This window comes from Polyangiaceae bacterium (assembly GCA_015075635.1).
GTDB lineage: Bacteria > Myxococcota_A > Polyangia > Polyangiales > Polyangiaceae > JADJKB01.
On the sequence record JABTUA010000001.1, the window covers coordinates 3,533,975 to 3,560,089 of the forward strand.

19 protein-coding genes are annotated in these 26,115 nt (G+C 70.3%); 7 read left to right on the top strand and 12 right to left on the bottom strand.

All coding sequences use genetic code 11. The features are described from left to right. Positions 1–5: 5 nt before the first annotated feature. A complete protein-coding gene (locus HS104_16050) occupies positions 6–1,718 on the bottom strand; it encodes an ATP-dependent DNA helicase RecQ (protein ID MBE7481479.1) in 1,713 nt (570 codons plus the stop codon). Positions 1,719–1,789: 71 nt separating this feature from the next. On the opposite strand from HS104_16050, the gene HS104_16055 reads away from it, so the two are divergent. Both HS104_16055 and HS104_16060 read left to right on the top strand, forming a co-directional pair. After that, positions 1,790–3,817, top strand: coding sequence for a BamA/TamA family outer membrane protein (locus tag HS104_16055; GenBank protein MBE7481480.1), 2,028 nt, complete (start codon positions 1,790–1,792; stop codon positions 3,815–3,817). Between the two features lie 88 nt (positions 3,818–3,905). Next, positions 3,906–5,276: a hypothetical protein gene (locus HS104_16060; protein ID MBE7481481.1), complete on the top strand. Its 1,371-nt coding sequence runs from the start codon at positions 3,906–3,908 to the stop codon at positions 5,274–5,276. A 3-nt stretch (positions 5,277–5,279) separates the two neighbouring features. Here the strand turns inward: HS104_16060 and HS104_16065 are convergent, their stop codons facing one another. Together HS104_16065 and HS104_16070 are read right to left on the bottom strand one after the other, a co-directional pair. Next, positions 5,280–6,245: a hypothetical protein gene (locus HS104_16065; GenBank protein MBE7481482.1), complete on the bottom strand. Its 966-nt coding sequence runs from the start codon at positions 6,243–6,245 to the stop codon at positions 5,280–5,282. 23 nt (positions 6,246–6,268) lie between these two features. Further along, a complete protein-coding gene (locus HS104_16070) occupies positions 6,269–8,704 on the bottom strand; it encodes an alkaline phosphatase family protein (GenBank protein ID MBE7481483.1) in 2,436 nt (811 codons plus the stop codon). Positions 8,705–8,967: 263 nt separating this feature from the next. On the opposite strand from HS104_16070, the gene HS104_16075 reads away from it, so the two are divergent. Together HS104_16075 and HS104_16080 are read left to right on the top strand one after the other, a co-directional pair. Beyond that, complete coding sequence (locus HS104_16075; GenBank protein ID MBE7481484.1) at positions 8,968–9,762, top strand: class I SAM-dependent methyltransferase; 795 nt, start codon at positions 8,968–8,970, stop codon at positions 9,760–9,762. After that, positions 9,759–10,988, top strand: a complete 1,230-nt coding sequence (locus HS104_16080) for a glycosyltransferase (GenBank protein ID MBE7481485.1) — start codon at positions 9,759–9,761, stop codon at positions 10,986–10,988. Before HS104_16075 ends, HS104_16080 begins: the two co-directional genes overlap by 4 nt. Here HS104_16080 and HS104_16085 read toward each other — a convergent pair. Beyond that, a complete protein-coding gene (locus HS104_16085; protein ID MBE7481486.1) occupies positions 10,977–11,927 on the bottom strand; it encodes a glycosyltransferase in 951 nt (316 codons plus the stop codon). The genes HS104_16080 and HS104_16085 overlap by 12 nt on opposite strands. Positions 11,928–12,000: 73 nt before the next feature. Here HS104_16085 and HS104_16090 point away from each other — a divergent pair, with 73 nt between their 5' ends. Beyond that, positions 12,001–13,071 (top strand): glycosyltransferase, encoded by a 1,071-nt coding sequence (locus HS104_16090; protein MBE7481487.1) that lies wholly within the window; start codon positions 12,001–12,003, stop codon positions 13,069–13,071. Between the two features lie 2,069 nt (positions 13,072–15,140). Here HS104_16090 and HS104_16095 read toward each other — a convergent pair. From HS104_16095 to HS104_16130, 8 genes are all read right to left on the bottom strand, one after another. Further along, positions 15,141–17,462 carry an alkaline phosphatase family protein gene (locus tag HS104_16095; GenBank protein ID MBE7481488.1) on the bottom strand — a complete coding sequence of 774 codons (2,322 nt, stop codon included), beginning with the start codon at positions 17,460–17,462 and terminating at the stop codon, positions 15,141–15,143. A 54-nt stretch (positions 17,463–17,516) separates the two neighbouring features. After that, positions 17,517–18,455: a radical SAM protein gene (locus tag HS104_16100; protein ID MBE7481489.1), complete on the bottom strand. Its 939-nt coding sequence runs from the start codon at positions 18,453–18,455 to the stop codon at positions 17,517–17,519. 40 nt (positions 18,456–18,495) lie between these two features. Further along, positions 18,496–19,260 carry a hypothetical protein gene (locus HS104_16105; protein ID MBE7481490.1) on the bottom strand — a complete coding sequence of 255 codons (765 nt, stop codon included), beginning with the start codon at positions 19,258–19,260 and terminating at the stop codon, positions 18,496–18,498. Next, positions 19,257–20,048, bottom strand: coding sequence for a hypothetical protein (locus HS104_16110; protein ID MBE7481491.1), 792 nt, complete (start codon positions 20,046–20,048; stop codon positions 19,257–19,259). Before HS104_16110 ends, HS104_16105 begins: the two co-directional genes overlap by 4 nt. A gap of 14 nt (positions 20,049–20,062) precedes the next feature. Next, positions 20,063–21,973, bottom strand: coding sequence for a S8/S53 family peptidase (locus tag HS104_16115; protein MBE7481492.1), 1,911 nt, complete (start codon positions 21,971–21,973; stop codon positions 20,063–20,065). A gap of 285 nt (positions 21,974–22,258) precedes the next feature. Next, a complete protein-coding gene (locus tag HS104_16120) occupies positions 22,259–22,477 on the bottom strand; it encodes a Uma2 family endonuclease (GenBank protein ID MBE7481493.1) in 219 nt (72 codons plus the stop codon). Between the two features lie 15 nt (positions 22,478–22,492). Beyond that, a complete protein-coding gene (locus HS104_16125) occupies positions 22,493–22,831 on the bottom strand; it encodes a Uma2 family endonuclease (GenBank protein MBE7481494.1) in 339 nt (112 codons plus the stop codon). A gap of 78 nt (positions 22,832–22,909) precedes the next feature. Then, positions 22,910–23,536 carry a hypothetical protein gene (locus tag HS104_16130; protein ID MBE7481495.1) on the bottom strand — a complete coding sequence of 209 codons (627 nt, stop codon included), beginning with the start codon at positions 23,534–23,536 and terminating at the stop codon, positions 22,910–22,912. A gap of 141 nt (positions 23,537–23,677) precedes the next feature. On the opposite strand from HS104_16130, the gene HS104_16135 reads away from it, so the two are divergent. Continuing rightward, complete coding sequence (locus HS104_16135) at positions 23,678–25,207, top strand: glycerol kinase (GenBank protein MBE7481496.1); 1,530 nt, start codon at positions 23,678–23,680, stop codon at positions 25,205–25,207. After that, positions 25,204–26,115, top strand: a complete 912-nt coding sequence (locus HS104_16140) for a hypothetical protein (protein ID MBE7481497.1) — start codon at positions 25,204–25,206, stop codon at positions 26,113–26,115. Before HS104_16135 ends, HS104_16140 begins: the two co-directional genes overlap by 4 nt.

Sequence of the window (26,115 nt, forward strand, 5' to 3'; positions counted from 1 at the left end):
TTCCGTCAGCGAAAACAGCGGATGGTGCTCAGGAACTCCTGGCCGTAGACGGCGAGCTTCTTCGGGCCGACGCCCGGCACCGCCATCAGCTGCGCTTCGCTGTCCGGCCGGCGCACCACCATCTCGAGCAGCGTCGCGTCGCTGAACACCAGGTAGGCCGGCACTCCGCGCTCCCGAGCCAGCTCCTTGCGCAGCGCCTTGAGCGCGTCGAGCAGCGTGCGATCGCCGGTCTTCGGCAGCTCGCTCGGGGCGGGCTTCTTCGAGCGGCGGCCGCGATCGAGGGAGCCGAGCACGTCGACGCCGCCGCAGCGGTCGCAGGACGAGCCGCAGGCTTCGATGTGCTCGCCGAAGTAGCCCACGATGTCCTGGTGACGGCACTCCGTGGACTCCGCCAGCCGGTACATCTGTCGGGCCATCTCCGCCTGGCGGGCGGCGACCTCCGGCGGGGCGTCGTCGCCGAAGCGCTCGTAGGTCATGACCTCGCCCCATGAGTAGAAGAGCACGCAGTCGCTCGGCACCCCGTCGCGGCCGGCGCGACCGATCTCCTGGTAGTACCCCTCGATGGAGCGCGGCATGTCGCGGTGGATCACGAAGCGCACGTTGGACTTGTCGATGCCCATGCCGAACGCGATGGTGGCGACGACCACGTTCACGTCGTCGTTCTGGAATGCGTCCTGGACCTTGCTGCGTTCGTCGGGCTCCATGCCGGCGTGGTAGGCCCGCGCGCTGATGCCGTTCGCCATCAGCTGCTCGGCCGTCGACTCCGTGGACTTTCGCGAGAGACAGTAGACGATGCCGCTCTCGTCCGAGCGCGCCTGCACCAGCCGCACGATGGCGTCGCCGACGGCGGGCAGACGTCGTCCGTCCACGCCGCTGCCGCCCTTCTTGACGGCGGCGATGTGCAGGTTCGGGCGGAAGAACGAGCCGCGGAACAGCGCCGGACGCTGCATCGCCAGCTGCTCCACGATGTCGCGGGTCACCTCCGAGGTGGCCGTGGCGGTCAGCGCGAGCACCGGCACGTTGCCGAAGCGCTGCTTCAGCCCGCGGAGCTCGCGATACGCCGGGCGGAAGTCGTGCCCCCACTGACTGATGCAGTGGGCCTCGTCCACGGCGATCAGCGAGAGGCGCGCCCCCGAGAGCGCGCGGCCCGCCGAGGCCACCAGCCCCTCCGGCGCGACGTAGACCAGCTCGTAGTCGCCGGCGGCGATGGCCCGCACGCGCGCCGAGCGCTCCTCCTGCGGCACGCTGGAGTTCAGGAAAGTGGCGCGGATCCCGACTTCGTTCAGGGCGTCCACCTGATCCTTCATCAGCGCGATGAGCGGCGAGACCACCAGCGTGACCCCCCCCAACACCCGCGCCGGGATCTGGAAGGTCAGCGACTTGCCCGCACCGGTGGGCATGATGCCGACGCAGTCGCGACCGGCGAGGACGGTCTGGATGATCTCGGCCTGGCCGGGGCGGAAGCTCGGGTAGCCGAACACGTCGTTCAACACTTCTTCGGGGGTCAGAGCGGGTGAGGTGGAGGTCAGCGCAGTCGCAATGCGTCGGAGCATGGCCAGCACATCGGGCGGGAAGAGCGCCGAGTTGCGTCGGTAGAGCGCGCGCAGCTCCTCGAGCTTGGCCCCGACGTCGCCACGACCCGCTGGCTCGCCGGAGCTCGCCGCCGAGAGCAGCTCCGACGCCAGGGAGCGGAGAGCTTCGGGCGAGGCCGGCGACATGGGGACGGGATGCTAGCGGACCTGTTCGTCCTTGTCCGCGCCGGCGGACGGGAGGAGGCTCCGGCCTCGCGATGACCGGACGCTTTGGGCGAGCTCTCGCGCTGTGCTTCGCGCTGTTCGTGCTCGCGCCCCTCGCTGCCTGCCACCACGAGCGGCCGGAGCGCTTGCCGGGAGAGACCGACGTCACGGTGTCGAGCGTGAAGCTCTCCGCCCAGGCAGGCGGCGACCTCCAGCTGCCGCACGGTGAGCTGTTCATGCTGCTCGGGCTTCGACCCGGCAGCCTGCTGATCACCCACCGCTACTTCAACGAGTTCCGGCTGGCGGAAGACCGCCGGCGCATCGTCTCGTGGTGGCAGAGCTACGGCTACTTCGACGTCGAGGTGGCGGAGCCGCTGCTCGAGTGGGCAAAGGACGAGAGGTCGGTGGCGGTCAGCTGGAAGGTGCAGGAGGGCGTCCCCTACCGCGTCGCGTCGGTGGAGCTGCGCCACGCGCCGGAGGAGCACGCCGCCGCCCTGGTCCGACTGGTGCCGATGCGGGTGGGCGACGGCATCGATCTCGAGAAGTTCCGCATGGGCCGCCACGACATGGCCTTCCACCTTCAGCGGCTGGGCTTCGGTCACGCCGGTGTGTTCAGCCGGGCCTACGTCGATAGGGACAAGAAGGTCGTGCACTGGATCTACTTCGTGGACCGGGGGCCGAGGACCCGCATCGGCAAGGTGAGCGTGGAGGGCAACCACAAGATCCCCGTCGAGAAGATCCTCTGGCGCGCCGACGTGCGCCCGGACGACCCCTACAGCCTGGAGCTCAAGGAGAGCATCGAGCGCGACCTGCTCGACACCGGCGCCTTCGCCTCGGTGGTGGTCAAGCCGACCAACGCGCAGATCGAGCGCGTGCTCCCTGGCGAGCGCCCCGACCCGGGCGGAGTGCTCACCCCCGAGCAGATCGACGAGAACGGCGAGCTGGTCCCGCGCAAGCTCGAGGACCACATCGACTTCCGACTCGTCGTGGTCGAGGCGCCGTCGCGCCAGCTCCGGCTGCGCGCGGGCGCGGAGGCAGATCCGACCCGCGGCGACGTCTACACCGGCGGCAGCCTGTGGCTCCGCAACCTGTTCGGCGCCTACCAGCACCTGGTGCTGGAGGGCCGCATCGGCTACGGCGTGCTCTGGAGCGGGGACGACGACGAGTCGAGCGGAGCCTATGGCGAAGCGCTGGTGCGTTCGGTCCACACCGGCCTGTTCGCGCGGATGGTGGACGGACGGCTGAGCGCTCGCTTCCGCGATCGCCTACTCCCTGGCTTTCGTGTCCGCGAGCTCGCCGCGGGCCCGGGCCTCCACACGCGCTTCGGCAAGAACGTGTTCCTCGATCTCGACGCGCTCTACCGCTTCGAGAAGGACGTCGGGTTCGGGCCGTTCGCCGCCGCGACGCGGGACGCGCGGGATCTCCCGGACGACGACACGTCGCGCGGCGCGGATCTCGAGCTCTCCCTGATCTGGGACGCGCGCAACGATCGGGTCGAGCCCCAGAGCGGCCACTTCCTGGGGCTGACCAGCGCCTGGACCCCGGGTGGCCCCCTCGGTGATCAGCGCGCGCTGCTGCTCCAACCGGACGCGCGCTGGTTCGTGCCGCTCAGCGAGAGCACGTCGCTCGGCCTGCGTTCATCCTGGGGATTCGTGCTGGGCGCGAGCGACGCGGGCGTCTCGCCGGGGATGCGCCTGTTCGGCGGCGGCGCCTTCGGCATGCGCGGCTTCGGCCGCGACCGGCTGAGCCCCCGGGCCCCGTGCGATCCGGGGGCGAACGCCTGCGACGACGAGCTGACCGGCGCGCTCTCGCTGATGGAGAGCCAGGCGGAGCTGCGCTTCTTGCCCTTCCGCAAGACCTTCGGCTTCGCCGGCTTCGTGGACGCGGGGGCCGCCGGCGCCGACCTGAACCCGTTCGAGGACGGCGTGAGCCTGGCCGCCGGCTTCGGCCCGCGGCTGCGGCTCTGGTACCTGCCCATCGCCCTCGACGTTTCCTACCGCATCCTCCGGGAGAGCCAGCTAGAGAACGGCGAGCCCTTCGACCCCTACTTCGTGTTCGTGCGCATCGGCGAGGCGTTCTGACGCGCTGCCTGCCTTCGCGGTCTTGGCACCGGCAGAGCGTGAGCGAGCACGTTCGGGCGCTCGCACCCAACGTGCTATTCTCGACCCCATGGCGCGTTGGGCGACCAGCCTCACGGTGAGCGGCGGGCTCTTCGTCGCCGGCTGTTCCTTGCTCGCCAACCTCGACGACCTGAAGGGCGAAGGCGCGAGCAAGCACGACGGCGGCGCCGGGACCGGCAGCGGGGGCGGCGGGACCGGCAACGTCGATGGCGGCGCGGGCAGCGCCGGGGACGCGGCGACGGGCTGCCCGCCCGGGCAGAAGAGCTGCGGGGCCGACTGCGTGAAGATCGACGACCCGACCACGGGCTGCGCCCAGGCGAGCTGCGCGCCGTGCTCCACGGCGCACGCCGCCGCCATCTGCGTGGGCGGCGCCTGCGAGGTCTCGCAGTGTGCCAACGGCTTCGAGGACTGCAACGCCGACGGCAGCGACGGCTGCGAGACGGATCTCAAGAACGACGCGACGAGCTGCGGGACCTGCGGCCAGAGCTGCGCGCTGCCCAACGCCAAGGTGAGCTGCGTGCAGGGCCAGTGTCAGTCGAGCGGCTGCGTCGAGGGCTTCGCAGACTGCAACCAGGATCCGAAAGACGGCTGCGAGGTGAACCTCGGAGCCGACCCGACCAACTGCGGTGCGTGTGCCAACGCCTGCCCGGCGCCGACCGGCAAGAGCGCGGTGTGCGAGGCGGCGACCTGCGGCGTGTCGAACTGTGCGGCGCCGCTGGCGGACTGCGACAAGGACAGCTCCCAGAGCTGCGAGACCGATCTGTCGAAGTCCACCGCGAGCTGCGGCTTCTGCGGCAACGGCTGCGCGTACGCGAACGCCAGCGCCGCTTGCCAGTCTGGGAGCTGCGCGCTCGGCCAGTGCGCGACGGGCTTCGGCAACTGCGACGACAACGTGGCAAACGGCTGCGAAACGGCGCTCGCCTCGTCCACCGAGCACTGCGGCGCTTGCGGGAAGTCGTGCGCCGGCGGGGCGAATGCCGCCGCCACGTGCAGCGCCGGGAGCTGCGGGCTGAAGTGCAACGCCGGCTGGGCGAACTGCGACGGCAACCTGGCCAACGGCTGCGAGACCAACGTCTTGACCAGCGTCGCGCACTGCGGCGCCTGCGGCGCAGCGTGCAGCACCAACCACGCGACTCCCGCCTGCGGAGGCGGCGGGTGCAGCGTCACCTGCGCGGCGGGCTGGGGCAACTGCAACGGCTCGCCGGGCGATGGCTGCGAGACGGTCCTGAACACGGTCACCAACTGCGGGGCGTGCGGCAAGAGCGTCGGCGCCACGGGCGACTCCAACTCCGGCTGGGGCACCCACACCCTCCGGCGCATCGTCGGCAGCGGCAACACCCTCAAGGTCACCTCCTGCTACTGGAACAGCGACTGGGAGGAGTGCGCCGACAAGGTCATCACGCTGAGCTGCGCGCCCTGAGCCTCAATCGCTGGGCGACGTGGCGGACGCGACCAGCGCACCGTGGAGCAGGAAGCCGCCGCCGGTGCCGCGATTCTGCGCGAACGCGCTCGCCGTCTGGCCAGGCCGAAGCGAGAGGTAGATGGTGGGCGGCGCGCCCGTGACGAGCTCGCCCGTCGTCCCGAGGTCCACCGGCTTGCCGGCGGCGCTCCGGAAGCGCTCGCGGATCGCCGGCTGAGAGAGATCCAGGTACACGCCCATCGCCAGCCAGTATTCGGCGACCTCGCCGTCGTACTTCAGGTTGCCGTTGTTGTCGGCGAAGAGCCCCCACTGGCTGCCGGTGTTGTCGAGCAGGGTGTTGTCGTAGAACGAGACGAAGAGGGACGACGTGCCATCGAGATAGAGGTGGCGCTTCGTCTGATCCGACACGTCCACACTGAACACGACGTGGTGCCAGCTGGTCGTGTCCGTGATGGGCGAGCTCATCAGGTCGCACGCCGTCCCGCCGCCGGCCTTGCGCCACACCACGCGGAACGAGTTCGCCTGCGTCAACTCGAGCTGGTTCGGCGCGTTGGAGCCGGCTGCCTCGGGCCCCAGGCACTGCACCTTGTTCAGGCCTGTGCGCTTGAGCCAGAGCGAGCCGGTGACCGTCTTGGTGTCGAACGCACCTTGGAACGACGTCACGCTGTCGAGCCAGTCGTTCAAGCCGTCGAACACCACGCCGCGCACCGCGAACGAGCTCGCGCCGCCCGCTCCGCCGGCGCCGCCGGTCCCCGCGGTTCCGCCCGCGCCAGCGCCCGACGCGCCGCCCGTCGCCCCGCCGGCCGCTGAGGCGCCTCCCGAGCCGGGCCACCCCGCGGCGCCTCCCGCTGCACTGCCCGCCGAGCCTCCGCTGTCCGGCGCGGGCTCCGCCGGCGCGATGTCGAGGCAGGCCGCCGCGAGCGCGCCCGCCCCGCCGAGCGCCAGGAACGTGAAGCCGCGGGTCGCCACGGCTCCAGTCTACACGGGAGAGCTCAGGCTGGGCTCGGGCTTCTGAGCTTGGCGGCTCCGCCGAGCGCCGCCCAGGCGATGCCGGCCGCGACGAGCCACAGCATCGCGAACGGCAGATCGCCGAGCAATCGGAGCCCCGTCCAGTAGCTCGAGCCGGCGACGAAGAACATCGCGGACAGGACCGCCGTTCGCGCGAGGAACAGCAAGAAGACCGCTCGCAAGACCGGCGCCGCGAGCGCCCCACCGAGCTCCGACACGAAGGCGCCCAGGACGAGCCACAAGCCGAGCAAGTACTTGAGCCCGAGGGCGCCGCCCACCACCCAGGCCGGCACGTGAGGATCGCCGAAGCCGGCCGCGCCCCAGTCCAGGGCGCCGAAGTCGAGCGCGCCCTGGATGCCGATGCGCTGCACGAACGCGAGCCCGAACACGAAGCAGACGACCAAGAGGAGCTGTGCAGGCTCCAGCCGCTCCGGATCGCCGCCGAGCGTGACGCGGTGGCGCGCGAAGGCCGCACCCACGCCGTCGGCGACGAGCAGCGTGGCGACGAGGGCGACGAGCTCGGCGTCGCGGGACACCCAGGAGTAGCTGGCCACCCCCATCAAGAGCGCCGGCAGGCGCTGGCGGCGCAACGCGAAGAAGAGCGCTGCGATCGCGCACGCCACGAGCAGGGCACGCCCCGGCAGCGCCGGGACGAAGCGACGAGCCACGAGCGCCGCGATGGCCAAGAGGCTCAGCGAGAGCGCGAGCTCGAAGCGGCGGCGGTGCCCCGAACGCAGCCCGAGCACGAGCGCCAGGAGCCCGATCGCCAGGATGGCCGACGCGAGCACGAGCCCCGGGTTCTGGCGAAACCAGGCCGGATACAGCTCGCTCGGCCGCGTCCCGGCGAAGGACAAGAGCGCCAGGCAGGTGAGGAGCAGGACCAGGTGCGCGGGCTGGAGCACTCGCGTGAACGCGCGAAGCGTCGGGCGCCGGGCGTCGAGCCCTCCGAGCGCCAGAAAGAGCAGGGACGCGACGACGAGCGCGACGTACGCCTCGGGCTGCGCGTTGGTGGTGTAGGTCGCCACCAAGATCCCGGGCAAGAGCGCGACGCCAACCCAGGGCGCTCGCGCGAACCAGGTCGAGAGCTTCCCGGGCGCGAGCAGCACCCCGAGCGCGGGCAGGTTGCCGAGCACGAACAGCGCGATGCGGGTCGTGTGCGGCGCGCTGCCCGGCAGGCGCTCCACGCCCCAAGTGAGCGCCACGCCGAGGCCGAGCACCGCGAGCGCGACGACAATCTCGCGCCAGCTCCGCCCTCCGGCAGCGACGAACGCGGCCGCCAGGGCCAAGAGCACGCTCGCCAGCGTGAGCCAGGGCACGGCAGGCCCACCCTCTGCCTCGAACGCGCGATCGACGCTCGCCACGCTGGCGCGTGCGCTCCCGAGCGGATCGGCGCTCTCGGTGCAATCCGGCTCGGCCGGCAGCGCGAGCCCCGACGCCCGGGCGAACGCCCGCGCGCGCGCCGCGTCGTTGCAGGCAAGGGCGACCCGTGTCGCCGGGCTCACGTCGAGCAGGCTCACCAGCAGGTGGCCGCGGGAGTGCGCCGGTGCCGGCAGCCCGAGCAGCGCCGCGCAGGTGCCGGCCAGATCCGCCTGATCGACGGACCCGAGCCGCTGGCCAGGCTGGATGCCGGGGCCCTTCGCGAGCAGCACGGTGCGGCGCTGGATCGGCACGTCGGCGCCGTGAGTCCCGCTGTCTGCCGCGCCGTGATCCCCGGCCACGATCAGCGTCCAGTCCGGCGAATTCTCGCTCAGGAACTGGAACAGCTCGCGGTCGAAGCCGCGCATGTGGGCGGCGTAGCGCTGGCTCGGCACCGTGTACGCGTGCGCCTGGTGGTCGGGGGTGACGAAGTGCACGATGAGCACGTCCGGGTTTCTCGCGCGTAGCTCCCGGGCGTCGCGGAACGTGATGGGATTGAAGTCGACGTCGATGGCGACCCCGGCGGGATCGAGTCGGCGAGCGCTGAGAGCGCTGCCGTACATCTCGGCCCAGGCCGGATCCCCGACGCTCATCAGCGTGAGCCCCGCGGCGCGGGCTGCCCCGAGCCAGGAGTCGAACGGCGGCGGTCTCGGATTGGCGTTGCGCAGGATCTGCTCGAACCCCCCGCGCTGTCCCGTGCCGATGGTCAAGACCGCGCTCGTCGTCATCGAGACGCGTCCCGCCCAGAGCTCTCCGCTGCTCTCCCGCTCGAGGGCCCGGGAGAGCTGGGGCATTCGCGCTGGATCCGAGGCAACGTCGTAGCGAAGGCCGTCGACGATCACGAGCATCAGGCGTCGGGCCAGCCGTGCGTGGGTCGCGGGCGGAGCCGTGAAGGACGCGGGCTCGCGCGCCGGGACCACGCTGCCGACCACGCCGGCGAGCACGACGGCGACGAGCAAGCACGCGAGCGCCAAGGAGAGCAGCGGGCGATGGCGTTCGGGCACGGCGAGGCTGCGAGTCTCGACTTGCGCACGTTCACGCCGCGAAAGACCCGGAGCAGCAGCCATGCTCCGAGGTTACCTCCCGGAGTGCGACCTGCGAGGCGGTCGCGACGCATCCCACCGGAAGAGGAGGAACCCGCCGGCCGCGCCGGAAGTTCTCGTGGCTTCTCGCCACTCATGACGATCGTGGTCTGATCATGGCAAGACTGCCCAAGTCGAGCCTGGTAGCCCAGCCCGGCACCCGATTAGAATCGCGCCGGCCCGAGATGAAGGTCGAACACGTGAGCTGCTACGTCTGCGGCTCGAGCGACTCGCGCCTCTGGGCTCGGGAGAACGGCTGGGCCGCCGTCCGCTGCGGCGGCTGCGGGCTCGTCTACGTCGACCCGCGGCCCGCTCTCGAGACGATCTCGCGCGCGACGGAGACCGGAGCGCACGCGGGCGGCGTCGATCGCTACCGACCCAAGAAGGTCGCGTTCTACCGGGACCGGCTGGCGAGCCTGTACGAGCCCGGGGTCTTTCGGGCGCTCCGTGGCCGCTGGTTGGACATCGGCTGCGGGTACGGCGAGTTTCTCGAGGCGCTCGCTGCCGCGAGCCACGGCGCGCTCGAGCTCTCCGGCACGGAGCCCAACCGGGTGAAGGCAGCGTCCGCCCGCGCCCGCGGGCTGGACGTGCGCGGCCTGGATGAAGACCGAGACGGAGCCCCGTTTTGCGGCATCTCGCTCCTGAACGTCTTCGGTCATCTGCCCGATCCGCCGAGTCTCCTCGGTTGCCTGCGCGCGGAGCTCGCGCCCGACGGCGAGCTCCTGCTCCAGACCGGGAACTGGGCGGAGCTCGAGCGAGCGGAGATCCCGGATCGCCTGAACCTGCCCGACCACCTGAGCTTCGCCTCCGAGGCGCTGGTGCGTCGCGTGCTCGAGACCGCGGGCTTCAGCGTGGTCCGAGTGGGCAGGTTCGACATGTTCCGGCCGGGCCTGCTGGAGAAGGCCGCGCGAGCGCTGTTCGCGAAGCACGCTCGCCCGCGCGCCTGCGACTTGTGGTTTCGCGCCAGGCCCGCGTCATGACCCGGCGACGTCACAGCATCGTGTGCCTGTCGTCACAGCGCTGGGACGACGGCATGTGGACCAACAAGCAGCACGTCATGAGCCGGCTCGGCGAAGACCACGACGTCTACCACGTGGACTTCGGCCCGCGCCCGCTCGGACGCGTGCTGCTTCAGGCCCTCGGCGGGCAGGTCCCTCCCCTGCCCCCCCACCGGCTGCTCACGCGCCCGCGCGTACGGAAGAGAGACGGCGTGACGGTGCTCGACTTCTACGCTCCGGGGCTCAGCGAGGTGCTGCCGCCCGCGCACCCGCTCCGCACCTTCGCCGCGTTCGAGCTCCGCCTGCGCTTGCTCGGGCGCTACCTTCGCCGCCACCGGATCTCGAGCCCGATCCTCTGGGTGTACCACCCCGGTTACGGCGCCGACGTCGCCCGACTGCCCCACGAGCTGTTGGTCTACGACTGCGTGGACGAGTACACGGCGTTCCCGGAGCTCGCGCGCGCGAGGCGCTGGATCGCGCAGCGCGAAGCGGCGCTGTGCCGTCGCGCCGACCTCGTGTTCACCACCGCCGCGTCACTCCAGGAGAGCAAGCGCCGGTACAATCCCGAGCACACTCACCTGGTACACAACGTGGGCGACGCAACCCATTTCAACCGGGCGCTCGATCCCGAGTTGGAGGTACCGGAAGAGCTCGCCCGCCTGCCGCGGCCCGTCATCGGCTTCGTCGGCGCCGTCAGCGACTACAAGCTCGACCTCGACTGGCTGCTCCACCTCGGCCGCGCGCGCCCCGACTTCAGCTTGGTCTTGATCGGCCCGACGGGCCTCTCCGACCCCGGAACGGACGTGTCGAGGCTCGCCGCCCTGCCCAACGTGCACCTCTTCGGCCATCGGGACTACAGGGCGCTGCCGGCGTACGTGAAGGGGTTCGACGTCGCCGTGATCCCGTATCGCATCAACGAGTACACGCGAGGCGTCTTCCCCATCAAGTTCTTCGAGCTGATGGCCTCGGGGCGCCCGGTGGTCATCTCGAACCTACCGGCGCTGGAGGAGTACTACCCGCACGTCTTGGTTGCGCGCACGGCGGACGAGCTCGTGGACCGGTGTGAGGCCGCGCTTGGCGACAGCGCGCACGCCCGCTCCGTGCGCCTGGAGCTGGCGGCGCGAAACACCTGGTCGGACCGCGTCCGGGCGCTCTGGGAACACGTGGAGGGGCGCCTGTCGGAACGAGCAGACTGGTCACGGCGCTGACGCGACGCTCGGGCTGCCCGAGCGCTCGTCCACGAGCCCGTGCACGGCGCGCGTGCGCTTGCCCTCGCGCGTCGCGCGCTCGATCCCGAGCGAGCGGTCGCGCTGCTCCCCGACCCGCTGCCACTGCTCGCGGTGCCAGAGGTGGTAGCCGATCGCCCGGAGCACCACCGATCGCGGGACCACGCCGGCGTTGAAGCAGCGCCAGAAGAACTCGCCGTCCTCACCGCTCAGACCGTCGAACTGGCGGTCGAAGCCGTTGACGCGCTCCAGCACCTTGCGGCTGGTCGAGAAGTTCGCCCCGATCTTGAACGCCACCTTCATGTAGACCGGGCGCGGCACCGCGCGCGCGATCGCGTCACCGATCCACAGGGGCCCGCCGATGTAGGTCCCGCCCAGGCGTTGGATCCACGCGCTCGACAGCTTGTGGTGGGCTTTCTCGTAGACCGGCGCGTAGTCCTTCTCGCGGCAGGTGGCGTACTCGCGGTAGTAACGGCGCGTGATGCCCTCGCCGAGCACGTCCTCGGGGGTGAGGGAGCGCGAGAACTCCTGGGTGAGCTTGACGCGTCCGCCGAGCAGCAGCCGGTTCTCGGCCGCGAGCGCCAGGTGCGCTTCCACGAAGCGCCGGTGCAGGACCATGTCGCCGTCGATGAAGATCATCCAGTCGGAGTCGGCGATGCGGATGCCCGCATTTCGGGCCTCCGCGAGGCGATAACCCGTGTCTTCTTGCCAGTGGTACTTGAGCGGAAAAGGCGACGTCTTCTGGAGCGAGGCGACGAGCTCGCCCGTGTCGGGTCGCGAGCCGTCGTCGGAGACGATGACCTCGAAGTCCCTGGCCGTCTGCACGCTGAGCGACGCGAGCACGAGCCGGAGGTACTCCGGTTGATTGTAGGTGGCGACGATCACCGAGGCGCGCGGCATGATGGCGGGGCTTGATAGCACGGCGGCGAGTCGAGCGTCGACAGCGCCCGAACGCGTTGCTCGGCCTGGCGCCAGGTGCCATGATTCGCGCGCTTTGGCCAGGGTGCTGCTCTCCTACCGCGACCACGCCGCGCCCTCCGGCGGCGGCGCCGTCCACGGCTTCCAGGTGGTCGAACAGCTGAAGCGCCTCGGCCACACGGTCATCACCGCCGAGAAGACCCATGACGCCCGGCTGGAGCGTCACCCGCGCACGCTTCGCGCGATGCGCGGCATGCTCGAGCAGGCCGACGTCGTCTACATGCGCTGCCACGTGCGCGCGTGGGACGAGCTCCTTCTCTTGGTGAACCGCGCGACCCACCGGCGGCCGGTGGTGGTCGAGGTGAACGCGATCGCCGAGGAGCAGTACTCGCACTCCGAGAGCGCCTGGACCCACGTTCGGGTCGCCGTGGAGCGCTTCCAGTTCCACCGCATGGTCGGGCTGTCGGACGCGGCCCTGTGCGTCTCCCAGCAGCTGGCGGACTTCGTCCGCGCGACCCACCCGATCGCGCCGGAGCGGGTCCACGTGGTGCCGAACGGCGGGATCCCGGCGCCGGAGCTGCCCCCGCCGCGCGGCGCGCGACCCTTCCGCGCGGTCTGGGCAGGCTACGCGCGCTGGCCGTGGCAGGCGCTCGACACCATCCTCGCGGCGTCGAAGCTACTCCGGGAGCGCGTGCCGGACGCCGAGGTGCGGCTCTACACGGACGGCCGGGCCGAGGACTACGCGGCCTGGCCGGCGGTGCGTCACTTCGCGCCGCTGCCGCACGCCCAGATGCGCCAGGCGTTGCAGGAGGCGGACGCCGCGCTCTGCCTGTACCGGCCGATGCGGCGCTCGCCGGCGGGCTTCTACAACTCCTCACTCAAGCTCTTCGACTACATGGCGGCGGGCCTCCCCGTCGTGGCCTCCGCCTTGGGGCAGATCTGCGAGGTCGTGGACGACGGCGTGAACGGCTACCTGGTCGGCGACGACCCGCGGGCGGTGGCAGAGGCGCTGGCGAAGCTCGCCGAGAGCCCCGAGCGCGCGCGACAGATGGGCGCCGCGGCGCGTGACACCGTGATCGCCGGGTACACTTGGGACCACGTCGGCGAGCGCATCCAGGCCGTGTTCGACTCGCTGGGTGTTCGCTGATGCCGCCGGTGCTCCGACTGCTGGCTCCGCTTCTGCTGGCGCTCTTCGCCGCGGTGCTCGCGGTCGGAGATCGGCCTGCGGACGAGCAGGCCGGGTACGCGCCGGGCACGCGGCGCGCGGGGCGCGTGGTGCTGCTGCTCGTGGACAGCTTGACCGACCGCCTCGCGGAGGACCCCGCCGCGTTCCCCAGCTTGGCGGCGCTCAGACCGCGGGCGCTCTGGGGCCGAATGGCTGGCTGCCTGCCGGCCTCGACCGTCCCGTGCACCCGCACGCTGCTCGAGGGGAGCAACGCGGGCTACCTGGCCGGGCTCTCCAACTTCTCCGCGACCCGCGCCGGCCCCGCCGCGTGGCCCGTCGTGGCGAGCCGGGAGGGCCTGCGCATCGCCGTGGCGTCCGATCACACGCTCGTCAATTTGTGCGAAGGCCTCGGCGGTCCAAGGCTGCAGTTCGCCGCCGAGCAAGTGCCGGTGTTCGGCTGGGACGAGGCCGCCGTTGAGCGGGCGGCGGAGTGGCTGAGAACGGACGCCGCCGACGCGCTCCTGATCCACCTGGTGGATCTGGACAAGGTCTCCCACGCCTCGAAGGTCGGCTCGGAGCTCTACCGCCGGGAAGTGCGCGACGCGGACCGAGCGATCGCCGCGATCGCCGCCCTGCTCACCCCGCTCGACTCGCTGATCGTCGTGGGGGATCACGGTCACGACGAGTTCGGCAACCACACGCCGAACCCCGGCTACCTCGCCGTCGGCCCCGCGTTCGCGCCCGGGCGGCTCGATCTCAGCCTGCCCACGACCGCGTTGTTCCTGAGCGCAGCGGCGGGGACGCAACTACCGCTGGGCTACGAAGGCGAAGTCGTCGACCAGGGCCTCACCATCCCGTTCGGAGGCAGCGCCGAGAGCCGTGCCGAGATCGCGGCTCGGGTCGAGACCCAGCGCGCCGAGCGCCGCGCCGGCACCCGATCGGCAGTGTGGCGCTTCATGCCGGGCCTCGGGCTCGCGCTGCTCGTGCTGGTCGTGCTCGCGGTGGAGGAGAGAAAGCGCTTGCCGGCCGCGCTGATCGGCGGCGCGGCCATCGGCGGGGCTTGGCTCATGGGCTCCGTCTGGTCCGTCCACGCGCGACCGCTGCTCTGGCAAGGACCTGCGCGGAACGCGCTCCACCACCTCGGGCTCGTGGTCGGCTTCGTGGCGATCGGCGCGCTGGTGCTCGGTCGGCTCTCGTCCCTGGGGCGCGCGGCGCGCGTCGGCACCGCGCTCCTGGCGTTTCCGTTCCTGGTGCCGCTGGTGGGCGACGACTACTTCGGCTCGCCGAAGTCCCTCGCTCGGTTCTTCGTCCCGGCGCTCGTGCTGTTGCTCCACGCGGAGCTCCTCGCCCGCTCGGCCTGGGCCTTCGCGACGGTGGGTTGCAGCGCCATCGCGGTCGCGCTGACGCTCGCCCCCCTGCCGACCGGGAGCGGGTGGCTGCCCTCGCTCGGCGCAGGGGTCGCCGGAGCCCTCTTGCTCGCTCGGTGCGCCGAGCCCGCGCGCCGCGTCCGCACCGCCGTCGCCTCGGCGGTCGTGCTGATCGTGCTCTCTGCCGTGATGGACCTCGGGGCTCGGGCCGCGCTCGCCCTCGCCTGCCTCGGCGCCGCCACGGCGTGCTTCACGCGCGCCGGCGCGCGCGTCGCGCCGGCGGCCCTCTCGCTCGTCGGCGCCGGCGCGGTTTTCCTCGCGTATTGGGGCAGCCTGCGCAGCCTGCGCTTCGAGCAGGTGCGCTTCGAGTTCATCTTCACGTTCATCCCTCAGACGGGGAACGAAGCTCGCGTCGCCGTGGTGGGCGCGCTGCTCACGACGCTGAAGTACGCGCTCTTGCCCTGGGTCGTCCTCTCGGCTGCACCGGCCCTCTCCCGCGGAAGGCACGGACCGAAGTTGGCCGGCTGGCTCGTGCTCGCGGCCCTGCTGCACTCGGCCTGGGTCGCGGGCGCAGCGCTCGACCCCGTGTCGCGCTACTACGAGGCCGGAGTCCAGGCGGCGTGTCTGCTCGGCGCGCTGGCGCTGGTCTCGGTGGGGGTCTTGACGCTGAAGAGGCTGGCGCCCTCAACGGCGCGCGCCGACTCGCGGCAGCGCGGGCCTGACCGCGCAGGCGATGCCCACGATGGCGTAGACCAGGACCATGATCGCGAGCTCCTGGCTCTGGAGCTGCCGGAACAGGGCCAGGCTCGGCGCGCCCGAGAGCTGCATGCCCAGGAGCCCGGCGCCCAGAGTCAAGAGCTTGAGGAGCAAGAGCGGGGCGCTGCGGGCATCCACGCGCGGGCCCTGCCAGAGGAGTAGCCCGAGCGGCACCAGGTATTTGACGACGCAGAGGGGCACCGCGAGGGCGAGCGCGCGCGCTTCGCCGGCCTCCACGGGGCTCAGCGCGAGGGCGAAACGAAAATCCACGTTCGCGAAGCGGTAGCCTCCGAGCAACACGAAGAGCAGGCTCAGGACGAAGCTCACCTGCCCGATCGGGACGAGCCAGCTCCCGCTCGGGTGCGCGCCGGCCAGGCGCTCCGCGAGCTTCATCCAGCCGACGTACGCGATCATCACCAGGACCGCGCCGAGCAGCGTCCACTCGGCGAGCTTGGTCCCGATGCCGATGGCCACCAAGAGCCCGACCGCGACCGCGGGCCTCGCCCATGCGCGTGCGTCCCGCGTCAGCGCCGCGGCGGCGACGAAGGCGCCCAGCGACGCGCCCCCGACCACCAGCGGGCCGCGACCCTCCACGAAGCCGAGCAGCACCCAGCGTGGGTTCCACTCCTTCATCATCGGGAACAGGATCGGGATCAGCGGCAGCACCGCGACGGCGAGCCACGGCAAGAGCGAGCGCCGCTCCCCCCGCGGGGCCCGAGCGGCAAAGGCCGCGATCAGCGCGATGGCGCCGAAGGGCAAGAGGCGGATCGCGCCGTAGTAGTAGGGCCCTAGGAAGAGCGCGTAGAGGATGAAGGCCCAGGCCGTGAAGCCGAACGAGAGCGACCCCGGCAGGTCGAGGAAGCGACGGGTGACGAACGAGAGCGCCACGATCAGGACGCTCAGTGCGGACCAGGTCGCGAGCGTCCAGGTCGGGTTGACCTGGTTCTGAAGCGGTACGATGACCTGGGGCGCAAACAGGCCGCCCAGGAGCCCCACGCCCAAGGCAAGGCCCAGGAGCAGCGCCGTCCGACGGTCCACGCTCTGGTGACGGATCCCCAGCGCACCGACGGCGACCGTCGCGACCGCCAAGATCGATCGCCCCGGCAGCAGGGCCGCCACGACCAGGCCGAAGGTCGCCACGAGCAGCGTCGCCGGCTTGATGGCGCCCCCCAGCGCGCCGAGGAGCAGCACCAGAAGGAACAGTCCTGCGGCGAGCGCCGGAGCGTCGAGGAAGATGTCGAAGCTCGCGCTCGGCTTGGACGGCGGGGGCGAGGCGGCGCGGAACGCTTCACGGGTGGGCTCGGGCCAGGTCAGCGCCTCGAAGGGCTGCTGGCCGGTATACCCAGGCGGCGTCGTCTCGCAGGTGACGGCGCCGGCGAGGAAATAAGCGGAGGCCATCGTCACGTCCACGCGCCTCCCCTTGGGGAACCAGGGCCCCGACGCGACGACCACGGTGGTGGCGGGGATCCCCGAGGAGTGGTGGCCCTCCGGGCTGTGGCCGTGGTCACCGAGGACAATCATCGAGTCGCGCGGGCCCAGGCGGCTGGCCACCTGTTGCAGGAACGAGTCGGCCTCCTTGAACTTCTCGACGTACTCCGGCGCTCCGACGCCGTAGCGGTGCGCCGTCGCGTCGGTGTCGATCACGTGCGACACGATCACGTCCAGCGACGGATCGCTCAGCCACTCGAAGGTCTTCTGCCGTCCGAACGCGTCGCGGTCGGTTCCGCGCGGGCGGTCCTCGAACATCGCGTGGACCGCGAGCGAGGGCGCGTAGAGCTTGATGAAGGCCTGATCCGCCACGGCCGCCACGCGAACGCCCCGCGCGGCGAGCCGGTGCACCAGGCTCGGCGCCTGGACCTGCATGCCGGAGAAGTTGTGAAAGCCCGTCACGAGCAGGGGCTCGGAGCCCTCGAAGATGGTGCGGAAGCAGAGCAGCGAGAGCTGCGACAGGCAGGGCTGCATGCGCCCCCAGAGCGCCTGGTCCTTGTGCTGAGCCAGCCACGGCATCACCCCGGGGTCGAGGGCGGTCTCGGCTCTCAGGCTGTCCACGATGCCAATCACGAGCCGCCGCCGCTCTTCAGTGCGGCCGGGAAAGCTGCACGCGGCGGCCGGCACGCCGGCCCCGGCGGCGGGCACCTCGGCGCTCGCCGCGCTCTCGGCGCCTCCGAGGTGGATGCGCAGGTAGGCCAGCACCAGCACCAGCGGCAAGAAGCTCGCCCAGAGCACGAGACGACGGGTCTTCTTGTCCACTAGATCACCAGGAGCCGAGCCGCGAGCACGGCGGAGCCTACCGCAGCTCGGGCTTCACGCCACTTCGCCCGCGCTGGTCGCCGGCACGACGGGCAGGCGCAAGCGTTGCGGCCGCCACTCGTCGGGGGCGCTGTTGGTCCGGGCGCAGCCGAGCGTGCACTGGGCGTTGCAGTCCTTCTGCGTGGCAAACTGCCGCTTGAGCTCGGTCAGATCGTAGTCCGCGAGGGGCACGCCGAAGGCCTCGCGGGTCTGCGAGCACCAGTGCACCACGCCGAACTCGTCGACGTAGAGGTAGCGGCTCCCGGCGCGACACTTGAACGGGGCCGCCCCCTCGGTCAGGATCCGCGAGCGGTAGTCGTGCGCTTCCTTGAAGCGGTTCCCGATCGCGGCCTGCACCTGGCGGTACACGTCGCGCTCGGCCGGCGTCATCTTGCTCTGGCCGTCGCCCCCGTGGAGCACCAGCACGCGCGGGCGGAAGCCGTGCTCCTTCGCGAACCGCACGACCTCGAGCACGTCTTCGGGCGGCGACGCGCCCAGCACCGCGCTCAGCACCACCGGGAAGCGCGCGACGCGCGACACGGCGAGCAGCTTGTTGCGCATCGGCTTCAGCACCTTCACCGTGACGTCGTTCGGCAGCACGCCGTCCACGCTGATCTGCAGCCCCTGGAGCCCCGCCTCGTTCAGCTTGCGGATCCGCGCTTCGTTGAACAGGTACGCATTGCTGATCATCATCACCTTGAAGAACCCGAGGGAGCGCGCGTAGCGGATCAGCTCGTAGATGTCCGGGTGCATCATCGGCTCGCCGCCGGTCAGCTCCAGGGTGAAGGTCCCGAGGGCGCGCAGCCGATCGATGCGCTGCTTCAGCACCTCGAGCGGGACCGGCTTCGACACCGCGTCGAACTCGTTGCAGTAGCCGCAGGCCAGGTTGCAGCGGCGCGTGACCACGAGCTGGGCGAGGAACGGCGAGTAGAGCAGCCGGTCGAGGATGAACACGCGTTCGCCTCTAGCCCGAGGGAGGGCTCGGGGCAACGGGTCACGGGCCGCCGATCCCGTTCAGGCGCGTTCTGCAATCCGAGAGCAGGCCGTACCAAGCCGGGGCCTCACCGGGGAGCGATGGGTCGTACGTGCCCAGCTTCGTGACGGCCGCCCCCGGCGCGACGCGGAACCCGAAGTACGTGTTCTCCAGGCAGCCTGTCTCACAGCCGCCCGCTGCTTGGTCGAAGACGTAATAGTGCTGGTCCACCTGGACCTCGAGGCACACGTCCGGGCCGTCGGTCGTCGGCAGCACTCGCTCGGCGTCCGTGACCTGGGGGAGCGACGCGTACTCCTTGGCCAGCAAGCCCAGGTTGATGCGTTTCCCGAAGGTGAGCACCACGCTCGACGCCCCGGCGCTCGGCGCGGCGACGATGTCGGTCACCCCGTAGGCCCGATTGTGACAATCCCACGCATGGTACGTCCCCTGGGCAACGCTCGCCCATCCGGCCTGGTCGAAGTCGACCCGGAGCGCGTTGTACCCACACGGCGAGAGCGGAGCGATTGTCGCGGTGACCGGCTCGATCTCTGCAATCGCAGCGAGCTCGGCGGCGACGCGTTCGTAGAGCGCATCAGGAGCGACGAGCTCCTTCGATGTCTCGATGGCGAGGATCTCCGCCGCAGCGTTCGGCCTTGGAGACTTCGCGAGACGCGCCGTCAGGCCCCCGGCCAGCTCAGCGCAAGAACCTCCAGGGTCCACGGTTGTTTCGCCGCCGCACGCGACGGCGGCGCCCAACGCGAGGCGGGAGGCCCAGAGCGTGCTCACTGTCCCACGCCGCCGATCGAAGCCAACCGTTTCTGGCAATCGGTGAGCTCCGTGTACCACGAGGGAGGCGCCGGGGAGACGGTGGAGTCCCAGGTCCCGAGACTGGTCACCACGACGCCCGGCGCGACCCGGAAGCCGTAGACCTTGTGCTTGTAGCACCCGGCTGGACAGTCACCGCTCGCCTGATCGAACAGGTAAACGTGCACATCCCCCTGGATTTCGAGGCACACATCGGGAGCGTCCGTCCACGGCAAATCCTGCCGCGCGTTCGTCACGTGGGGTAGCGCCGCGTATTCGGCGGCGAGCTTCGCCATGTGGAAGCGCTTGTCTCCGAACGTCAGCGCGACTCGCCTCGCTCCCACCCCGCCGACCGCCTCGACCTTCGTGACGCCGTATGCCTGGTTCGGGCAATCCCAGGCGTCGTAGGAGGCCGACTGCCACGCTTCCCACCCGCTCGCGTCGAAGACGACGTCCAGCACGTTGTGCTGGCTAGTGGACAGCGGCCACATCCCGGCGACGGCCGGCTGGAGCGCCGCGATGGCCGGGAGCTCGGCGGCGATCCGCTCATACAGGGCATCTGGCGCGACGAACGCGTCCGCCGTCTCGATGGCGAGGATCTCGGCCGCGCCGTCGGGCCGCGGTGACTTTGAGATTTCTCCGGGGGAGGCCTGAGGCGAGTAGTCGGGACAACTGCTCTCGCTGTCGACCTGCGCGGGTCCGCTGCAGCCGAGCAGGCAGGCCGCTGCGGCGCTGCTGAAAGCTCGCTGGACGGAAAATCTCTTGCTCATCATTCCTCCCCGCGTCACGAGCTCCACGCGATGCCGAAGGTGGTCCCGGAAAGGCCCGCCCAGTCCAGCATCATCACCTTGATCGTGTAGTCCTTCTGCACGCCGGAACCATTGACGAACGCCACGTACTGGTAGTTGTTGTTGGCGTTGCTGGAGCCCTTCACATACGTGCCGCCGTCGTACACCAAGAGAAGGAAGCTAGGGTAAGGGTTGGCAGAGCAGGAGTTGGAGTTCTGACTCGAGCTGCAGGTGGGCCGAGTTTGCATGAAGGCAGCGACTCGCAGCTCGTACCCCGCGGCGACCCGCGCGTTGTACTGCTCCGAGTAGTACGTGTACACGGGGGTTGTCGAGGCAAGCAGCGTTCCGTAGTCGTGCCCGTCAGGAACGGCAGAGTTCCCTCCGTTCATTTTCGCCGATGCCTGCAGCACGAAGAACGCCTCGGTCGCATTGATCAATCCAGCGCCGTCGCGGTCGTCGATGCCGTCGTGCAGCGAAAGCACCGTGTTGTCCGTGTCTTCGTTGGCGCTCGCCATGAGACCTGGCACCATCGCCTCTGGCCATGCCTTCAACGCGGGGTTGGCTTCTTGAAGCGAGGCGGCGATCCCGGCGACTTGAGGCGCCGCGACGCTGGTGCCACCCCAGTTGTAGGCTGTCGGGTAAGCCTCCATGTACCCAGCCGTGTTCACGCCCTCGGAGATCGCAGTCAAGTGTGGCACCTCGTAGCCGTTGGCGCCTGATGAGCCATTCAAGTACGACTTGTTCTCATCCGCGGTCGCCTGACTTCGATCGGGACTCCCTGGCGACTCGAGCGATCCGCCGACGGACAGGCCGTTGCGAAGCTTGTTGCACACCGTCTCCACCGAGGAGTTTCCAGCCGCCGCCGCGACCAATGGATACGGGTACACGCTCGCTTTGAAATCGAAGAAGATGTCGTGGGCGTTCGGAGAGGCTTCCACTCCTGTGCAAGCGCTGTGGCTGATGACGGTCGCCCCGTTGCTGGTGGCCCAGTTCAACGCGCTCGCGTACTCGTCGGTCCCGTGCGTGACACAGCCTCCGCCAGGGTTCGCCATGATCGTCGTTGCGTTATTGGCCATCCCGAGCGTTCCCGCGGAACGTCGCACGATACCCATCATCCCGCGAGAGTGTTCGTGAGTAGGGCCGGCAGCACAATGGCACTTGCGAGACCCGCCCGGAACGCCACCACATGACCCGCTTGGAGCGCCGGGCAGGTTCGCCCAGGAGTCCGGCCTGTTCCCTTCGTAGGTCGCGACGGTCACTCCAGTGCCGTCGTGGCCAAGATAGTAATCGATGACGAACTCCATGGTCGTGAAGTAGTAGGTTTCGTCTTGCAGCTTGTGCTCCGTCGGAACGCGGTCGATCCGCCAGACCTCGGGCCAAGTGCCCACAGTTTCCAGGTCGGCGAGCGCCGCCCGGACGCGGATTACTGGTATGCCGTACTCGACCGGCGGCGTCAGGTTGCCGGTGATGTCGAAGTTGCCTACGGTGGAGAGCTTTGAAGCGAGTGATTGCGCGGCTGCCCGCGTTCGGAGCTCTCGCGATGCGACGGCGTCGGCGTTCGCGGCTCCTTCTGCGACGAGCCACTCCTTGTTGGGGGCGTCACTCCCGTCCACGTGGAACCAAACGTACACATCTTGGGCCTCTCCTGTCTTCGCAGCGAGCATCTGTCGCAAGTCTGGATGCATCGAAGCATGCCAGCCGTGAAACGACTCGCGATCAGCCACTCCAAGTACGGCAAAGTCAACGAGCTTGCCAGTCGCGTCGTCGGTGGTCACGACGTCGGGAACACCGTCGCCTTCCGGCAGGCAGACCGTACGGGTTACCGATACACCGATGTGTTCGAAGTGGTAGTGGTCCTTGAGGGCAACGCCCTTCTCGCAGGCCGTGGCCAATTCCGCGTTGGTCACCCCAAAGGATTCGGTGCCGCTGCTTCCGCACGCCGTCGCGAAGAGTAAGACGGACGGGATGAGCAGGCTCGTATTAAAAACCGAACCGAACCGAACCGAACCGAACCGAACCGAACCGAACCGAACCGAACCGAACCGAACCGAACCGAACCGAACCGAACCGAACCGAACCGAACCTCGCAAAGGTCATGCCAGTCGTATAGCCGGTTGCGCATGGCGCAGCAATCGAAGCGCACCATCTCGACTCCAGCCGAACAGGCAGAGCGCCTCAATTCCCGCGGTGCTTCAAGGCAGAATGTCGTCCACGGCGATCCCCACCGCGACGTCCGCGCCGACGCTCGCGCGGATGACCTGGCCCGCCCTCAGCGTCGCGATCTCGCCGTAGGCGCCGTCGTCCCGTGGCTGTCGGTAGACCTCCACCGACCGCTCCGGGAGGTTCACGATCCAATACTCCGGGATCCCCGCAGCGGCGTAGGTGTGCGCCTTCAGTCGGTCTGTCGCCAGCGTGGTGTCCGAGACCTAGACGAGCAGGATGACGTCCCGAGCCCCAGGATGATGGGCGCGAAAGTCGGCGCGGCTCTCGCGGACGATCGCCAAATCCGGCTCCGGTTCGCTACCCCGGAGCGTGATCGGCGGCTGGTTCCGAACGTGCGCGTCCGGCGGGATGCGTTCCCCGAGCAACGCGGCAAGCTGTCCAGTCGTGTACTCGTGACCGGGACCTTTCGCCATCTTCTGCACCACCCACCCCTCGATGAGCTCCAGTCGATCATCCTCGGTGAACGCGCCGGACTCGACCATCCTGTGGTACTGCTCCACCGAGAAGCGGGCGATCGGAAATGGGGGAATCGCGACTGCCATGCGACCACTCAAGTTTGGCGAATCGACAAGGAAACCGCTACTGGGAGCTGCTTGCGGCGAGCATCGCCCCGCGCTCCCTCACTTCTTCTTCCGCTGCTTCTTGTCCCACTCCTTCTCGGCGCGGTTGCGCATTCCCATCACCGCCTCGTCGGCGGCGTAGCGGGCCTGCCGCGTCACGACCGACGGAGGCACCGGGAGCGTCGGCACGATCAAGAGCTCCAGGTTGAGCTGGGTGTTCTCGTCGTCGATCTTCTTGATGCGCCAGACGGCGTCCAGGCGCTTCACGTTGCCCTTCACCATGCGGCCCTCGAGCCGCTCCTCGCCGTTCACGGTCTTGATGGGTGAGAAGCGCACGACCGCCCAGACCTTGGCCGCGCCCTTCAAGATCGGGACTTGGAGGTACACGTCCGTGTCGTCGCCCTTGCGCCCGACCACCTTGGCTCGCTCGAACTGGCTGATGAGCTTCGAGTAGTTCTTGAAGTCCCGGACGAACTTCTTCACCTCGGCGGGGGGCGTCGCCACGTGTACGCGAGCGGCGCCCGCCTTGGTGTTGCTGTTCTCGGTCTCGACCTCGTAGCGCTCGGCGTCCCGGAGCCTCATCAGCCGCAGGGCCTCCTCGTCTGGGGCGGCCGACACGGGGGCGCTGGCCAGCGTCAGGACGCAGGCCGTCGAGACGACGACGAGGGCACGCGCGATGGCGATCACGATCGAGGGCAAGATACTCGACCGGACGCTTCGCGGCAGCCGCCCGCCGTAGCCGGTCGATTCCATTGAGCTTCCGCGAGCGCGCGACTGCGAGCACAGCTCGGCTCGCGCACCGCGACCGGGCTGCGCTAGGTTCCCCGCGTGCCCCCCCGTGTGCCCCCCCGTGTCGTGCTGGCGATCGATCAGGGAACCACCAGCGTGCGCGCGCTGGTGCTCGACGCCTCGCTCTCGGTGCTGGCGTCCGCGGCCGAGAGCGTGCCGCGGAGCTTTCCCCGCCCGGGCTGGGTCGAGACCGACGCCGAGGAGGTCGTCGCGGCGACGGAGCGCGTGGCGCTCGGGGCGCTGGAAGCGGCGGGCCTCGGCCACGCCGACGTGGCAGGCGTCGGGTTCGCGAACCAAGGCGAGACCGTCGTGGTCTGGGACCGCGCGACGGGGCGCCCCATCGCGCCGGCCATCGGCTGGCAGTGCCGGCGCACCGAAGCGGCGTGCGCGAAGATGCGCGAGGACACCGCGACCGCGGCGCTGGTGCGCGAGACGACCGGGCTGCCCATCGACGCCTACTTCTCCGCCACCAAGCTCGCCTGGCTCTTGGACGAGACCCCCGGCGCGCGGCAGAAGGCGGAGTCGGGCGCGCTCGCGGCGGGCACCCTCGACTCGTTCACGCTGTTCAAGCTCTCCGCGGGGCGCCTGTTCGTGACCGATCCGTCGACGTCATGCCGGACGCTCCTCGCGCGGCTCTCCGACGGCCAGTTCAGCGACGAGCTCTGCGCCCTGTTCCGCGTCCCGCGCGAGGTGCTCGGGAGCGTCGTCCCGAGCGACGCGGAGCTCGGGGACCTCTCGTTCGCCGGGAAGCCCTTGCCGCTCTGCGCGATCTTGTGCGACCAGCCCTCCGCGCTCTTCGGCACCGGCTGCCTGAGCCCGGGGGATGCGAAGTGCACCTACGGAACCGGCGCGTTCGTGCAGGCGAACCTGGGCACGGCGGTCCCGCAGGCGAAGGACGACGGCCTGTTGCGCTCCATCGCTTGGGAGCTCGGCGGGGTGCGGAGCTACCTCCTCGAGGGCAGCGTGCTGGCCGCGGGTGACGTGCTCACCTGGCTCTCGGAGAACCTGGGCCTCTTGACCAATCCCGCGGAGGTCGAGGAGACCTTGCGCCGCACGTCGGACTCGGGCGGAGTGCTGTTCGTGCCGGCGCTGACCGGCCTGGGCGCGCCGCGCTGGGTGGGAGAGGCACGCGGGCTGATGCTCGGGCTGCACCGCGGGACGCGCCGGGAGCACCTGATCCGCGCCGCGCTCGAGGGCGTGGCGCACCAGATCGCCGACGTGCTCGACGCGGCCGCGGCGGCCACCGGGCGCGAGGCGCCGCCGCTCTGGGCCGACGGCGGCATGGCGGCGTCCGACGCCTTCCTCTCCATGCAAGCGGATCTATCCGGACGCACGCTCCGGCGCGCCGCCCACCGCGAGGCGACCACTCGGGGCGTCGCCGCCATCGCTGCCGCGCGGGCCGGGCTGGTCGAGTCCGCCGCGCAGGCCGTCCGCGCCGCGCCGGCGCTGACCGTGGAGCCCACGCTCTCGCCCGAGCGCCGCGCCGAGGCGCGGGACCGCTATCGCAGGCTCGTCGATCTGCTCACCTCGACGAGCGCCCTCTCGTTGATGAAAGGAACTCCAGAGTGACCCTCCTCTACGACGAGCACATGCACCTGCGTCCCCACACGACGCCGCCCACGCCGCACGATCTCGGCCCGCTGCTCGACGCCTGCGCCGAGCGCGGGGTCCACCCCGGCATCCGCGAGCACGCCCTCTTGCCCGAGCGCTACCGCCTCGGCCCCTACGGCGACTACGTGTTCTGCATGCTGGCCGGCGAGGTGGATCGCTTCTTCGAGCTGCTGCTCGAGAAGCAGGTCCCGTTCGGCCTGGAGATGGATCACATCGACGGCCAGGAGTCGGAGACGCTGGATCTGTTGGAAGGCTTCAAGGCGCGCGCGCGGAAGCTCGGCATGAAGCTCGGTGGCTTCACCGGCTCGGTGCACCTGATCCCGGGCCGGGTGGCGGATCTGGGCCCCGACGTGGACAAGCGGGGCGTCCCGCACATCCTGTACGACTACCTCGAGTCGGTGATGGTGGCGCACGTCCGGGAGCACGGCGCCGAGCGCACCGTGCGCGAGTACTTCGGCTCGCTCCGGCGCATGATCGGCCGCCGCATCTACGACACGGTGGGGCACCTGGAGCTGATCAGGAAGTTCGACCGCCGCGACGAGCATGGCGTGAGCACGCTGTTCGGTCGGGTGGAGGACGCCTACGACGAAGAGGTGGACGCGACGCTCCGCGCGGCCGCCGACGCGGGGATGCTCGTCGAGTACAACACCGGCGGCGTGGACGCGCCGCTCGGCAGGCCTTACTTGAGCGACCGGGCAGTGAAGGTGTGTCTGGACCTGGGAGTGCGCATCTCGATCTCGTCCGATGCCCATCGACCGGCGCAGGTCGCGCGGCACTTCGACGCGTCGCTCGCCCGGCTCAAGAGCCTAGGCGTCCGCGAGCTCTGGGGCGTGCGGGATCGACAGCAGCTCGCCGTCGCCATTTGA

Coding starts and splice junctions, on each gene's coding strand:
- HS104_16050 (MBE7481479.1), bottom strand. CDS start 1,718: ATGTCGCCGGCCTCGCCCGAAGCTCTCCGCTCCCTGGCGTCGGAGCTG.
- HS104_16055 (MBE7481480.1), top strand. CDS start 1,790: ATGACCGGACGCTTTGGGCGAGCTCTCGCGCTGTGCTTCGCGCTGTTC.
- HS104_16060 (MBE7481481.1), top strand. CDS start 3,906: ATGGCGCGTTGGGCGACCAGCCTCACGGTGAGCGGCGGGCTCTTCGTC.
- HS104_16075 (MBE7481484.1), top strand. CDS start 8,968: ATGAAGGTCGAACACGTGAGCTGCTACGTCTGCGGCTCGAGCGACTCG.
- HS104_16080 (MBE7481485.1), top strand. CDS start 9,759: ATGACCCGGCGACGTCACAGCATCGTGTGCCTGTCGTCACAGCGCTGG.
- HS104_16110 (MBE7481491.1), bottom strand. CDS start 20,048: ATGAGCAAGAGATTTTCCGTCCAGCGAGCTTTCAGCAGCGCCGCAGCG.
- HS104_16125 (MBE7481494.1), bottom strand. CDS start 22,831: ATGGCAGTCGCGATTCCCCCATTTCCGATCGCCCGCTTCTCGGTGGAG.